This window comes from Streptococcus suis (genome assembly GCA_002831545.1).
Classification (GTDB): domain Bacteria; phylum Bacillota; class Bacilli; order Lactobacillales; family Streptococcaceae; genus Streptococcus; species Streptococcus suis_P.
On sequence record CP025095.1, the window covers coordinates 2,258,789 to 2,273,696 of the forward strand.

Genomic DNA, 14,908 nt, shown 5'->3' on the forward strand with positions numbered 1-14,908 from the left:
TAACATACCAATACTAAAAAACATAAATGAAGACCCCTGTAGCCATTACGCTACAGAGGTCTTCTCATTAAACTTCCTCACCATTTGTTGCGATGACATTTTTATACCATGCGAATGAGCGTTTAGGAGAACGGGCATAGCTTCCATTGCCTTCATCATCTTTATCAACATAGATAAAGCCATAGCGTTTGCGCATTTCACCTGTCCCTGCTGACACCAGATCGATACAACCCCATGGAGTATATCCCATCAAATCAACCCCATCCTCATCAACTGCTTTGATAAACTCCTTGATATGTGCTCCAAGGTAGTCAATGCGATAATCATCATGCACCATGCCATCTTCTTCAACTTGGTCAATTGCACCAAAACCGTTCTCTACGATAAAAAGTGGCAGATGATACATATCTGTAAACCAGTTTAATGCATAGCGCAATCCTTCGGGATCAATTTGCCATTCCCAATCAGAAGCGTTCACATAGGTATTTTTCACCAAGTCCTCTGTCTCAAGGTAGTCATAGTGAGGGTTATTCTCACGATGGGAATCAATAGCAAAACTCATATAGTATGAGAAACCGATGTAATCAACTGTTCCTTCTAGCAAATCTTCGCAATCTTCCTCTGTGAAATCAACGCTAATACCTTTTCTTTCCCAGTAGCGCAAGATATGCTCGGGGTAGAAACCATGCACATGAACATCTGCAAAGTAATACCGTTTTTGCATGGCCTTTTGTGCCATCAAAATATCAGATGGTTTGCAAGTCGCAGGATATATCGGACACATGGCAATCATACAACCAATCTGGAAATCAGGGTTAATCTCATGCCCAATCTTAACGGCACGTGCAGAAGCCACCAATTCATAATGAGCCGCTTGATACATAACTGCTTCACGGTTTTCCCCCTCTTGATAAACAATACCTGAGTTGGTAAAAGGTGCAAAATCTTCCTGATAATTTGCTTGGTTATTAATCTCGTTAAATGTCATCCAGTATTTGACCTTGTCTTTGTAACGACGGAAGCAAGTCTCTGCAAAACGAACAAAGAACTCAATGGTTTTACGATTTCTAAAACCACCATACTCAGTTACCAGATGGTAAGGCAATTCAAAGTGTGATAGGGTAACAACAGGTTCAATCCCATATTTTAAACACTCATCAAATAAGTCATCATAAAACTGCAAGCCAGCTTCATTTGGTTCCAGTTCGTCGCCCTTTGGAAAAATACGTGTCCATGCAATTGAAGTACGGAAACACTTGAAGCCCATCTCAGCAAAGAGTGCAATATCTTCTTTATAGCGGTGATAGAAATCAATCGCTTCATGATTCGGATAATATTTTCCTTCTAATACGCCAGCTGTAATTTCTCTAGGTACCCCGTGTCTCCCAGCAGTCATCACATCTGCTACAGAAATCCCTTTTCCACCTTCTTGCCAGCCACCTTCAAGTTGGTGAGCTGCTACTGCTCCACCCCATAAAAAATTTTTAGGTAATTTAGACATAATTGCCTCCTGTATATTTTATAGTTATTAGTTTAGCAAACGGTTACAAAAATAACCACTGCAGTTTTTTCCGTAACAGTAAGGAAATTGCTAATGAATGAGACTTGAAAGCTAATTCGTTAAACATTGACCTAGCAGTATTACTTGCCAACATTACACTGTTAATTCAATTTGTATATCATCAAATCCCAACACACACGATTCATAGTAGCCGTCCCCAGTTATTCGTGGTCCACTAAGAAGTAAGTAGCCTGCAGCAACAAGTCGCTCTGTTAACTTCATCCACAGCTTCCTCACTCCCTAGACTAAAGGCTAAATGAATGAGTCCTAGATAATTGAGTTGACTTGGTTTGTCGACCACATCGTCTCTGGTCATAATTTCCAAACGAGCCCCGTCTTCAAAGGTAAGAAAATAGGACTTGAAACTGGTTTTTAGATTATAGTAGAGCTGATTGGATGTGCATTGAAATAGTTTTCAAGGAAATTACGCATACCTTCCAAATCCTGAGTGTAGATTGCTACATGTTCTATTTTCATTTTCAAACCTTTCCCTAAGAGAAAAACGGCAAAATGCCGTCTCAGAACGTAGACAAACTCCTAAAAATATAAAAAATTGAAGAAGTTTGCGAAAGATAGCAAGTCATTAAACTCTTAGAAACATTGATTTTTCGGCGTTTCTGAGAGTTTTTAATTTTCAACATAAAGAAAAAAAGATTGAAGAAAATTGTCCAAAATGGACTTTTTCTTCAATCTGAAACGGCTAATTGCCGTCTTCCTTATTCTACATCCTCACCATTGCTGGCAATGACTTTCTTGTACCAGTAGAATGAATCTTTTGGTGTTCTAGCAAGTGTCCCATTTCCAGCATCATCCATATCAACGTAGATAAAGCCGTAGCGTTTTCGCATTTCACCTGTTCCTGCTGATACTAGGTCAATACAGCCCCAAGTCGTATAGCCAATCAAATCAACACCATTGGCAATGGCATCTGCCATGGCATTGACATGGGCACGATGGTAGTCAATACGGTAATCATCGTGAATAGAGCCGTCTTCTTCAACTGTATCAAAGGCTCCTAAACCATTTTCTACAACCATGAGTGGAATTTCATAGCGATCATACATTTTTTCAAGGTAGTATTGGAGTCCAGATGGATCGTGTGCCCAACCCCAGTCTGAGTAAGTCAAGTAAGGATTTTTGGCTCCTGCTGAGAAATTGTCTGAAACCGTGTCTTCAGATGTGTGGGTAGTCACAACGGTAGACATATAGTATGAGAAGGTGTACATATCGACTTTCCCTTTGGCCAGAACTTCCAAGTCATCCTCAGCCATCTCAACCACCACATTATGCTCTGCCCAGAGGCGTTTAGCGTAGGTACCATATTTTCCTTTGGCCTGTACATCACCACAATAGTAGATATTTTGCTCCCAAGCGTGTTGGTTGGCAAGGATATCTGCTGGGTCACAGGTGCCAGGGTAGAAGGTAATACCACAAATCATGTTCCCAATCTTGTATTCTGGGTCAATCTCATGCCCGATTTGAACAGCCTTGGCTGAGGCAACAAATTGATGGTGAAGGCTTTGGTAGGCATCTTGATAATCCTGGTCAGTCATCTCATCACCAAAGAGATCCAAGAACATGATACCGCCGTTAATTTCATTGAAGGTCAACCAGTATTTAACGAGACCCTTGTATTCCTTGAAAATGGTTTCTGCATACTTGACATAAAAATCAACGAGCTTACGATTTTTCCAACCACCATAGCGTTGCTCCAAGCTCAAAGGTGTATCGAAATGCCAAATGGAAACCAATGGCTCAATGCCATATTTGCGACATTCTTCAAAAACTGAACGATAGAAATCAAGACCTGCTTGGTTTGGCTCTGCATCATCACCATTTGGGAAAATCCGTGCCCATGAAATCGACAAGCGGAAAACGGAGTAACCCATTTCTGCGAAGAGCTTGATATCTTCTTTATAGCGGTGGTAGAAGTCCACAGCCTTGTGGTTTGGATAATAGTGGTCTTCTAGGACGGCATAGGTCGCCCCTTCTGGCAGATGACCTCCCAAATGTCCCATGGAAGCATATTTACCTGGCTTGCCGTCCTTATCAATGTAGGTTGTATAGCGGGGGCTGTTGACAGATCCTCCTGTTGTAACGTCTGTCTGGACTAAACCGCGTCCGTCCACATTATAGGCACCTTCTGCCTGGTTAGCTGCAATAGCTCCTCCCCAGAGGAATTTTTTTGGAAAACGTGACATCTTACTTCTCCCTTATTTTTTCTAACAAATATAGTATAAACAGATTTGAAACCCTTTTCTTCTCAAATAATATGCTATAATGATACTATCCTACGAAAAGGAGGAAGGTATGCAACCGCCATTAACGGATAAACAGTTTAAGCACGCCATTGATTACGATAGTCGTTTATTGCCCTACAAGTATTACCATACCTGTGTCATGGATGGTATTCCTGACATTCTCTTTCATTGGCACAATGAATTTGAAATCAACTATGTTTACGGAGGGACAGCCCGTTACCATATCGACTATGATTATTTCAATAGTCAGGCTGGTGATATTATTCTCATGCGGCCCAATGCACTGCATTCCATCCATCCGATTGAACAACGGGGACATGAAACGGATACTCTTCTCTTTCACTTGGATATGCTGGGGGCATCTCACCTAGATCAGACCAGTATGCTCTACCTGCAACCCTTACAGACAGATGTTTTCAAGTGTATTCCACGCATCCAGCCCCAAGACCCTGGCTACGCAGAGATTAGACAATGCCTGCTCACCATTTTTGAGTTGGTCAGACACCAGCCACCGTACTTTGAACTGCCTCTCAAGAGCCGACTCTTTGACTTCTTCTACCTGCTCTACCGCTACCGCTACATTGTCCGGAAAAATACCGATGATATGTATCGGAAAAATGAAAAACTGCGGTTATTGATAGAATACATCCAACAACATTATGCAGAAAATCTCACCATCGAGCAGCTAGCAGAGCAAATGGGCTATACAAAAACCCATTTTATGACAATCTTCAAGCAACAAACAGGAACTTCCTGTATGGAATTTATCATCCAAGTCCGACTGCGGGCAGCTACTGAGCTCCTGACAAACACTCTCAAGCCTGTGCTTGAAATTGCGACCGAAGTTGGCTTTAATAACCTGTCCAACTTCAACCGCCAGTTCAAGCAATACTACCATACTACACCTAGTAGCTACCGCAAACAATTGCGGAAGAATAGGGCCTATACTAATTTTAATAAATAATAGAAAGGACTAGGGCCTCCGTATTTGGTTGAACTGAATACGGGCTACGGACTGTGCCAAAAAGATAAACGAGAACTGGACACTTGCGTCGTCGTTCTGTTTCCTACGTCATTTAGTTTTTCTTTTATTACTTCGTTCATTCGCTTTGCCGTACTACAGTACTGCCTGCAGCTCATTTCCTAGTACTAAAAGTAAACTAAAAGACTATATTTTGTCTGTGTCCGCTTAGCGCCCTCTATATCTTATGCTATGATTACCATGCACCTCTACTACACTGGACCAGCTAGCAATGCACGCTCCTTCGCTAAGGAAATGGAGGCTAGTGGCATTGCCGACCGCATTCGCAAGCAGGCTGGTAACCGGTGTTACCAATACTTTGCACCGCTCGATGATCCCCATTCTATCCTCTTGGTTGATAGCTGGACAGACCAAGCCGCTCTGGATATCCACCATGCTTCTCCAATGATGCAGGAAATCTTAGACTTACGCAGTAAGTACCAGCTGACTGTCACCGCTGAACGATATAGGAGTGATGAGACAGGCATTCCTGAGCGAGATAAGGATTTTCTTCAACGCTAAACAAGATACAAAGATAAAGTGGTCGGCAATGCCAACCACTTTATTTTTTATTTCACCGTTGTCAACAGGTAATCACCACTGTTGATTTGGCTTTCTTGGGTTACCAAGATGTCCTCATAGTCAGCTGTATTGGTCACGATAATTGGAGTGATGACCGGTAGATCAGCTGCTTTGATTTGGTGGAGATCAAATTCTAGCAATTTTTGTCCTGCTTCAACTTGGTCACCTACTTGGACGAAGGATTCAAAGCCTTTACCAGCTAGAGAGACTGTGTCCATACCGATATGGATGAGAAGCTCTGCCCCATTTTCCGTTCGAAGCCCAATAGCATGTTTGGTTGGGAATACAAGAGTTACTTCAGCCTTAGCTGGAGAAACAAGGATACCATCTAGGGGATCGATAGCAATCCCTTTACCCATTGCACCTGAAGCAAAGACTGCATCAGGAACACCTTCTAATTTAACTACTTTACCGATTAGTGGACTAGCAATAATCTCTTGCTTGATTTCTTTTAATTCTGGAACAGACTCCTTTGTTTCTTCAACGGACTTTTTTTCAGTTGGTTCTCCATATAAGTAAGGTACTGGAAGCGCCATTTGGATAGCGAAGGATGCGACGATTGCAACTACTGTCAAAATAATGGCAGCATTCATACCTGACATATCACCGTTTGCTGGATTAACTAGAGACGGATACAAGAAGACACCCATACCACCTACAGAGTAACCTGTTACATTGAAGAACATAGTGGCAGCACCAATCACACCTGAAACAGCACATGAGATAAAGAACGGTGTTTTCATTGGAAGGGTCACACCGTAGATAGCTGGCTCAGTCACACCAAAAATAGATGAAACCAATGCAGGCATAGAAACTGTTTTAACCTTAGACTCCTTGGTCTTCAACATGATTGCCAAAAGAACCCCGGTCTGTGTAAAGTTTGGAAGTAAGGCTGGTACAAGAATTGAAGACATACCGTTTGATGCTACTTGCATAATTGCCAATGGGACAACTGCCCAGTGCATTCCAAACATAACCAAAACTTGCCAAGTCGCACCAAGAATCAAACCATAGAGCAATGGACTAAAGTTCATGATTGCAGTAAATGCATTTGACAAGACATCAGAGATGAAGTTTGCGACAGGACCAACCACTAAGAAGGTCAATGGAACAGCAAGCAAGATAGTTACAAATGGAACAACAAAGAGTTTGACAACATCTGGTGTTACTTTACGGATGTTTTTCTCAATAATTGAAGCCACCCACGTTGCGAGAATAGCTGGGATAACCGTTGACAAGTAGCTACCTGCTGTTGGTAAAACAAATGGAATACCAAATACATTATCCAGTCCTGCCTCTTTCAATGCTGCAAGCGATCCTGGCAAGGTTGGGTAAATCAAGGCCATACCGATTGCTAGGGCTGTAAATTCATTCATCTTAAACTTGCGAGCAGATGTCAGAGCCACTAACAATGGTAAGTATTGGAAGAAACCATCACCTGCCGCATTTAAGATAGCATATATAGCACTATTATCACTCGTCAAGCCTCGCGAAGCCATAATGGCAACAATACCTTTAATGATACCAGCAGCAGCCAAAGGTCCCAAAAAGGCTTGGAAGATACCTGATAACAAATCAATAAAGCGTTCAAAGAGATTTCCTTTTAGTCCGTCACCTTCATCAATATCCAAGGCGCCATCTCCTGAAATCCCTGCAACTTTTTGCACAGCCGCATAAACGTCTGGTACATGGTTCCCGATAACCACTTGGTATTGACCACCTGCTTGAACTACTGTCACAACGCCATCACGCGCCTTCAAGTAGTCTGTATCAGCCTTGCTCTCATCCTTGAGACCAAAACGGAGACGAGTCACGCAGTGTTTCAAACTGCTGATGTTTTCTTTTCCACCAACATGAGCTACAATATCTGTAGCTAAATCTGTATAATCCTTAGCCATTTTTCGGCTCCTTTCTTTTCTGGAAAAACAGAAAAACCTAAACATATACCAAACACTGCCCCTTGAACTACGTCAAAAAGAGTATCTTGTATATATTTAGGTTTTGCCTGCTAACCAGTAACAATCCTTTTGATAAATTTATGATAACACATTGCAAATTGTTTTGCAAGCGTTTTCTAAAGTTTTTTTGATTTTTTCGCTAATTTTGTCTAGCTGACCTTCAATCGTTGGATATGAATGGTCAGGTAGACCTGCTCGTCTTTGGACATTTGAAAGTCATAAACCTGACTGATATGCTGACGAATCTTCTCCGTACAAGCAAAGGCATCTGGATAATTAGCCTTGACCTGCTCATAGAGAAAGGCATCATTGACTCCTTCAACCACACCATTTGCCACCCGTTGTGCAAAATACTGGACGTGCGTTACAAAGCGGTGGTAGCTGGTATCCTCCTCGTAGGTCACACTACCAAAATGAAGGCGGACAATGTCTAAAATCTGAGTCACGATTTTACTAATGGTTTGGTTTTCCTTGCCAAAAGCACCATTCTTCTGAGCATTGATCAGGTGGAGAGCAATGGAAGAAGCTTCCGCCACCTCCAATTCCAAACCTAATTTTTCTTTGACTAAATCAAGAGACCGCAAACCAATCTGGTATTCCTTGGGGTAAAATTTACGGATTTCCCAAGACAGCGGGTTCTCAATAAAGATACCTTCACGGCATCGCTGAAATACAAAATGTAAATGGTCTGCTAAGGCTAGATACAAAGACAAATCAAACTGAACTTCTAAAGTTTCTTCTGCCCTATTGATAATGGCATTGACTACTTCGACTTCACTGCTCTCCATTTGCAGGTACAGACTCGATAAATCTGATTGTTGGTAGTCATTTTGTAGCACAAAGGTTTTCTCGATTTTGCTGGTGTCTAATTCTTCCCCTGCTTTTTTCTGAAAACCTAATCCCTTCCCCATGACAATCAGTTCACTTCCTTGATCATCAATCGCTTGAACAACGTTATTGTTGTAGACTTTATCTATATGCATGTATTTTCACCACCTCATTACTCTACTGATAAAAAAGAACCCAAACACATAGCAAATAAGGCTGTTCCCAGACCCTTCACTATCTGCTTAGGTTTTGCCTGCTTATCAGTAACAATCCTACTCTTATCTTATCAGATTGTAAGCGGTTTTGCAAGATTTGCTATGATTTATTCTGAGAGCTACTTGTCAAGTAGTCCCAATCGTTCAAAGGCATTATAGAGGCCATCTTCTTCTACATCGTCCGTTATCATATCTGCCATAGCCAAGATTTCCGCTCCGCCATTGCCCATAGCCACTCCAACTGCACAATAGTCCAGCATGGAAATATCAATTTTAGCGTCACCAAAGGCGATAGTATCGGCCTGACTAGCACCCAAATGGTCCAGCAAAACAGAAATAGCATGGGCCTTGTCGATGTCTTTCACCCCCAAGTCACCAAAGAGAGCTGACTCCCCGCGACCTCCCCAGGTGTTTGCGACCAGTTGCGGAAAGGCTTGCTTGGAATCCAAATGATCCTGGTAGGAGTCGAGTACAAAACTGACTTTATTCAAATCATCTCGATACAATTCTCCATCAAACACCATCCCGTGTATGACATCTTCTACTTCTTGATTGGCCACCTCTTCTGCAGTTTTCCCCTTGTTCATGGAATAAATTCGCAGGGTTTCACGGGCACGTTCACGGAAATTTTCACTGGCAAAGAGGCCGTTGTTGCTTTCCAGGTAAAATTCCAAGCCGCGTTCATGGAGCCAGTCCACAATCGCTCTGCTATCCTCTTCTGATAGGAGCTGGTGCATGATGACCTGACCTTGATGCTCGACATAAGAGCCGTTGCCACCAATCATTCCGTCAAGACCAATCTCCCATAGTTCTGGCTGCATTTCAGCTCGACTCCTACCAGTACAAACATAGACCAGGTGTCCATTTTCTCTGGCCTGTCGAATAGCACGAATGGCAGATTCTGGAATCCGATTATGATAGTCAACCAAGGTTCCATCCACATCTAAAAAAATAATCTTGCGCATCTGTTTTCTCCTTGCCTTTTTCTACTACAAGTATAGTCTATTTTTCTATCAAATAACAGTCAAAAACTGCGAAAGATTGATACTATCCTATGAACATACAAAAAGAAAGCCACATGGACTTTCTTTTAGATGTTAGCATTTCAGTTTGCATTTAGTACTAGCTCCAATTATCTGGGAGATAGTTGGAGGTTGGAAATAAGGCGAACTGCGTTCGCATCAAAAGATGCAGGTTGCTAGAACAGCCTCAAGGCTGTTCTAGGTTGGAAATAGGACTTGCGAGGCAAGTCGCTTCTGTAGAGTACGGCAAATCGAGTTAACGAAGTAATAAAAGATAAACTGAATGCTATATTATTTCCGTTTTGGTGGGTTGTGGATTGCAACACCAAGAACATCAAGGAAGGCTTCATACATAACCTCTGAGAAGGTTGGGTGACCGTGGATGGATGCTGCCACGTCGTCAACTGTCAACTCAGATTCCATGATAGTTGCTGCTTCGTTAATCATTTCAGCTGCAACTGGTCCGATGATATGAACACCAAGGATTTCATGGTATTTCTTCTCAGCGATAACTTTTACGAAACCATGTGCTTCGTTAGAAGCAATGGCACGACCGTTACCAGTAAAGCTGTTGCGACCGATAAGGATGTTTTCTTTACCGTATTTCTCGATAGCTTGGTCTTCTGTCAAACCAACCATAGCGATTTCTGGGTGTGTGTAAACCGCTGCAGGTGTGAAGTCCAACTTCGCTTTGTGGTGGTTACCGTGAATAGCATTTTCAGCTGCCACTTCACCCATACGGTAAGCAGCGTGAGCCAACATCTTAGTACCGTTGACATCACCTGGGGCGTAGATACCTGGGATTGATGTTTCTTGGTACTCGTTGACCTTGATACGACCGCGATCCAATTCAAGGTTAAGATTTTCAAGACCAGCCAATTGTGGTACACGACCGATTGAAAGAAGGGCTTTTTCAGAAACGATTTCTGAGCCGTCGTTCAACTTGATGGTCAACTGGTTGTTGGCTTCAACGATTTCAGATACACCAACTGATGTCAAGAATTTCATACCTTTCTTAGAAAGGACTTTTTGCAATTCAACAGATACTTCGCGGTCCATACCTGGAATGATACGGTCAGCCATTTCAACAACTGTTACTTCTGTGCCGTATGATGCATAAACCAAACCAAGTTCCACACCGACAACGCCACCACCCATAACAGTGAGTGACTTAGGAATTTCACGCAAATCAAGGATATCATCAGAAGTCAATACCAGCTTAGAATCAATACCTGGGATGTTGATGCGTGATACTTTAGAACCTGTTGCAAGGATGATGCTACGACCTTTGATGACCTTGTCACCGATGACAACAGTCTTGTCAGGATTTACTTGACCAAGACCGTTGAAGATTGTTACCTTGTTAGCTTTCAAGAGACCTTGAACGCCACCAGTCAATGTCTTCACAACCTTGTTCTTGAAGTCAACTGTCTTGTCCATATCAACGGTGTAGTTTGTTGAAGCAAGGTTGATACCACGCTCAGCCGCAATCTTCAAGCCGTCAAGGATTTCAGCGTTTTTAAGGTAGGTCTTAGTTGGGATACAACCCTTGTTCAAGCAGGTACCGCCAAATTCTGATTTCTCAACGATAGCGATTTTACCGCCCAGTTGAGCACCGCGAATGGCAGCGTAGTAACCAGCAGGACCACCACCGACAACAACCATGTCATACTCGTCAGCCGCCAATTCAGCCTTAGGAGCTTGTGGAGTTGCTGCAGGAGCTGCAGGCACTTCCAAACCAGCTGCTTTCAAGTCAGCAGTTGCTTGAGCAACCTCAGCTGGAGCAGGTGCAGCACCAACTTCAACTGTTTCGCCTTCTGCACCAAGGTAAGCAATGACTTCCGTTACAGGAACTGTTGCACCGTTACCGTGAACGATTTTCAAAAGAACTCCTGATTCTTCTGCTTCCAATTCCATGCTTGTCTTGTCTGACATCATCTCCAAGATAACATCGCCTTCGTTGACAAAATCACCCTCTTGTTTTTTCCACTCGATGATTTCGCCTTCTTGCATATCTACACCAAGTTTCGGCATAATAATTTCAATTGCCATAGTTATGATACAAAGAACGTCAAATGCGACAGAATTTTAGGAGTCCAACGTAGGATGCTTGCATCCGAGGCGGACTATCTAAATTCCGAAGCATTTAGTTCGTGTTCAAATGTCACGAACTCGTTCTACATCCTTTCTTTGTTTTTTCTCTTTACCAAATTGAGCACAGGCTAAAAACCTATTGAAAAAGATAAATCGCCTCGTGCCTCAAGGCACATCGTTGATTTCCTATTTTCATACGGTTTTCTTAACGCCTATTACATCTTATATTAAATCAACAATTCCAATGGGTTTTCCAACAAGTTCTTCAAGTCAACCATGAACTTAGCACCATTCATACCATCAACAATACGGTGGTCAATGGTCAAGCAGAGTGCCATGATTGGACGGATTTTGATCTCACCGTCAATAACAACTGGTGTTTGAACAGTTGCTGCAACACCAAGGATGGCTGAGTTTGGTTGGTTGATGATAGGGTTGAAGGTCTTAGTACCGAACATACCCAAGTTGGTGATAGAGAAGGTAGAACCTGACATTTCTGCACCCTTCAACTTACCAGATTGAGCCTTCTTGATGACATCTTTTGAAGCCACCACGAAGTCAGACAAGCTCATCTTATCTGCACCATGAACAACTGGCACCACTAAGCCATCATCTAGACCTACTGCGATACCAAGGTTGACAAACTTGTGTAATTCGATTTCTTGTGCATCGTTAATCAAAGATGCGTTCATGTAACGGTGTTCTTCTTTCATCAAAGTACGAACAACCGCAAGACCGATCAAGTCAGTAAATGTCACTTTCAAACCAGTCTTGTTCATGATTGGCTCAAGAACCTGCTTACGCAGTGCCATGAGGTTGGTCATGTCAATATCGTAGTTAAGCGTAAAGGTTGGAGCTGTCAAGTAAGAGTTGACCATACCTTTTGAAATCGCTTTACGCATTGGGCTCATCTTGATGATTTCAACGCCTTCTGGCAATTCTTTAGCTGGTTTCTCTTCTGCTTTCGGTGCTGGAGCAGCAGTTTCTACAGCTGCAGGAGCAAGTACTGCAAGAACGTCGTCCTTGACAATCTTACCATTGACACCTGAACCTGTAAGGGTTGACAAATCAACACCTTGGTCTGCTGCAATACGGGCTGCAAGCGGAGTTGCTTTTGGAGCTGCTCCCTTGAAGTCTTCAACGTCAACCTTGTGAACACGGCCGTTAGCACCTGTTCCTGGAACAAGACCCAAGTCAATTCCAAGCTCACGCGCCAATTTACGTGCTGCAGGAGTCGCACGAACCTTGCCACCACCTTGAGGTTTGGCAGCCGCTGCAGGAGCAACGATTACAGGTGTACGACCTGCAGGCACTTCTTCGATTGCTGCAGCAGGAGCAACTGGAGCAGATGAAGCTCCTGCTTCAACTGTCTCACCTTCAGCACCCAAGTAGGCAATAACTTCTGTTACGGGAACAGTAGCACCGTTTCCATGAACAATTTTCAATAGGACGCCTGACTCTTCTGCTTCCAGCTCCATGCTGGTCTTGTCAGACATCATTTCCAAGATGACGTCGCCTTCATTGACGAAATCGCCCTCTTGTTTTTTCCACTCGATGATTTCACCTTCTTGCATGTCCACACCGAGCTTAGGCATAATGATTTCAATAGCCATAATTATGATACAAAGAACGTCCAAATGCGACCGAATTTTAGGAGTCCAACGCAGGATGCTTCACATCCAAGGCGGACTATCTAAATTCCGAGCATTTAGTTCGTGTTCAATTCCTTTCTTTCAGTTTCTTACCTTGTCAAGAACCAAACCAGACTTCGATAATCGAAGTGGCTTAATTCTTTTTCAAGCATTCTTAGTCGAGGCTGGGCAAAAAGCCCAGAACCACTACTCAGAGTTCGTGTCAACATCTCAGCGCAGTGGTTGATTGGCAGATTTGTTCGTGTTTTGCACTCCAAATCTGGCCTAATCAACTGTGCGGGGGGGTGGGAAGACGAACTCTTTTTATCTTGGTCGAGTTCTTTCCCACTCCCATTAGGGTTATTGTCTTTCCGATTGCTTTTCTGACAAGGCGATTTGGTGCAGGCATAACTTACGTTAGGCAAGCCAAATCAACACAGCCAGAAAAGATATGCGGATGACGATAAGATTAACCCTTGTTTACTTGCTTATAGATTGCCGCTTTGATTTTCTCTACGTTTGGCAATACTGCGTTTTCAAGAATGTTTGCGTAAGGAACTGGTACATCATCTGAAGCGATACGGATGATTGGTGCATCCAAGTAGTCAAAGGCTTCGCTTTCTGTGATGATGGATGCGATTTCACCGATGAAACCACCTGTTTTGTAAGCATCGTTGACCAAGATAACCTTACCAGTTTTCTTAACAGATTCGATGATCAATTCTTTATCCAATGGGATAAGGGTACGTGGATCTACCACTTCTACGCTGATGCCTTCTGCAGCCACTTCTTCAGCTGCTTTCAAGGCACGTTCCAACATACGACCGTATGAAATAATGGTTACATCAGTACCTTCACGTTTGATTTCACCCTTACCAAGTGGAATGTAGAAATCTGGATCCAAGTTTACTTCTTCTTTTTTACCGTAAAGAGCTTTTGGTTCCAAGAAGATAACTGGGTTGTTGTCAAGGATAGATGATTTCAAGAGACCTTTTGCATCGTTAGCTGTACCAGGTGCAACCACCTTGATACCTGGAATATGAGTCAACCAAGCTTCAAGAGATTGCGAGTGCTGGGCAGCAGAACCGATACCTGAACCTGAAGCCACACGGAAGGTTACAGGTGTTTTCAAGCCACCACCAAACATGTAGTTTGTTTTGGCAGCCTGGTTAACAATTGCATCAAGGGCAATTGTGATGAAGTCCATGAAAGTCAAGTCAACGATTGGACGAAGGCCAGTTTGAGCCGCACCAACCGCAGAACCAGCGATTGCAGCCTCAGAAATAGGTGTGTCGCGAACGCGTTTTGGACCAAACTCGTCCAACATACCAACAGATGTACCGAAGTCACCGCCGTAGATACCGACGTCTTCCCCCATCAAGAATACTTTTTCATCCTTACGCATTTCTTCGCTTTGAGCCAAGTTAATCGCTTCACGCAAGGCCATTACTTTTGTTTCAGCCATTTTTTACTCCTAATTTATATCAATTTATCTATACTGAACTAAGGAAAACCAAACAATTACAACGATGTAATTGTTTATTGTCCCAGCTTAAGACACCTTAGAATTGTACTCGAACTTAAGTAGGTAGTCTACCTTGGTGAACTACCCTAGTTTGACTTGCTATTTAGAACGTAGTCAAACTAATCACATCACTTACGACACGGAGACTATTCAGCCGATATTGCTGAATAGGCGAAGTTAGCTCCAAACATTTGGGAAATGTTTGGAGGT

The 14,908-nt window shown here is 42.9% G+C and carries 11 protein-coding genes and 1 pseudogene; 3 read left to right on the top strand and 9 right to left on the bottom strand.

From position 1 onward, the window contains the following. Nucleotides 1-67: 67 nt before the first annotated feature. The 3 genes and pseudogenes from CWM22_11140 to CWM22_11150 all read right to left on the bottom strand — a co-directional run bounded on the left by CWM22_11140 (nucleotide 68) and on the right by CWM22_11150 (nucleotide 3,762). The gene (locus tag CWM22_11140) at nucleotides 68-1,501 is read right to left on the bottom strand and encodes a 6-phospho-beta-glucosidase (protein ID AUC92411.1); all 1,434 of its coding nucleotides are present in this window, start codon (nucleotides 1,499-1,501) and stop codon (nucleotides 68-70) included. 153 nt (nucleotides 1,502-1,654) lie between these two features. Then, a pseudogene (locus tag CWM22_11145) lies at nucleotides 1,655-2,038 on the bottom strand (glyoxalase). Nucleotides 2,039-2,277: 239 nt separating this feature from the next. Further along, nucleotides 2,278-3,762, bottom strand: coding sequence for a 6-phospho-beta-glucosidase (locus tag CWM22_11150; protein ID AUC92412.1), 1,485 nt, complete (start codon nucleotides 3,760-3,762; stop codon nucleotides 2,278-2,280). A 109-nt stretch (nucleotides 3,763-3,871) separates the two neighbouring features. Between CWM22_11150 and CWM22_11155 the strand changes: the two genes are divergently transcribed. Both CWM22_11155 and CWM22_11160 read left to right on the top strand, forming a co-directional pair. Beyond that, a complete protein-coding gene (locus CWM22_11155; protein AUC92413.1) occupies nucleotides 3,872-4,786 on the top strand; it encodes an AraC family transcriptional regulator in 915 nt (304 codons plus the stop codon). 249 nt (nucleotides 4,787-5,035) lie between these two features. Then, nucleotides 5,036-5,365, top strand: coding sequence for an antibiotic biosynthesis monooxygenase (locus CWM22_11160; protein ID AUC92414.1), 330 nt, complete (start codon nucleotides 5,036-5,038; stop codon nucleotides 5,363-5,365). 47 nt (nucleotides 5,366-5,412) lie between these two features. On the opposite strand, the gene CWM22_11165 is transcribed toward CWM22_11160, so the two are convergent. The 5 genes from CWM22_11165 to CWM22_11185 form a co-directional block, all read right to left on the bottom strand. Beyond that, on the bottom strand, nucleotides 5,413-7,323 hold the full coding sequence (locus CWM22_11165) for a PTS beta-glucoside transporter subunit IIABC (GenBank protein AUC92415.1): 1,911 nt from the start codon (nucleotides 7,321-7,323) through the stop codon (nucleotides 5,413-5,415). Nucleotides 7,324-7,532: 209 nt separating this feature from the next. Beyond that, nucleotides 7,533-8,366 carry a transcription antiterminator BglG gene (locus CWM22_11170; protein ID AUC92416.1) on the bottom strand — a complete coding sequence of 278 codons (834 nt, stop codon included), beginning with the start codon at nucleotides 8,364-8,366 and terminating at the stop codon, nucleotides 7,533-7,535. Nucleotides 8,367-8,545: 179 nt separating this feature from the next. Further along, nucleotides 8,546-9,391 (bottom strand): Cof-type HAD-IIB family hydrolase, encoded by an 846-nt coding sequence (locus CWM22_11175; protein ID AUC92417.1) that lies wholly within the window; start codon nucleotides 9,389-9,391, stop codon nucleotides 8,546-8,548. A gap of 348 nt (nucleotides 9,392-9,739) precedes the next feature. Next, nucleotides 9,740-11,500 carry a dihydrolipoyl dehydrogenase gene (gene lpdA, locus CWM22_11180; GenBank protein AUC92418.1) on the bottom strand — a complete coding sequence of 587 codons (1,761 nt, stop codon included), beginning with the start codon at nucleotides 11,498-11,500 and terminating at the stop codon, nucleotides 9,740-9,742. Between the two features lie 269 nt (nucleotides 11,501-11,769). After that, nucleotides 11,770-13,155: an iron ABC transporter ATP-binding protein gene (locus tag CWM22_11185; protein AUC92419.1), complete on the bottom strand. Its 1,386-nt coding sequence runs from the start codon at nucleotides 13,153-13,155 to the stop codon at nucleotides 11,770-11,772. Between the two features lie 55 nt (nucleotides 13,156-13,210). Between CWM22_11185 and CWM22_11190 the strand changes: the two genes are divergently transcribed. After that, the gene (locus CWM22_11190) at nucleotides 13,211-13,420 is read left to right on the top strand and encodes a hypothetical protein (protein ID AUC92420.1); all 210 of its coding nucleotides are present in this window, start codon (nucleotides 13,211-13,213) and stop codon (nucleotides 13,418-13,420) included. A gap of 222 nt (nucleotides 13,421-13,642) precedes the next feature. Here CWM22_11190 and CWM22_11195 read toward each other — a convergent pair whose 3' ends face one another. Then, nucleotides 13,643-14,638: an alpha-ketoacid dehydrogenase subunit beta gene (locus CWM22_11195; GenBank protein ID AUC92421.1), complete on the bottom strand. Its 996-nt coding sequence runs from the start codon at nucleotides 14,636-14,638 to the stop codon at nucleotides 13,643-13,645. Nucleotides 14,639-14,908 lie beyond the last annotated feature (270 nt).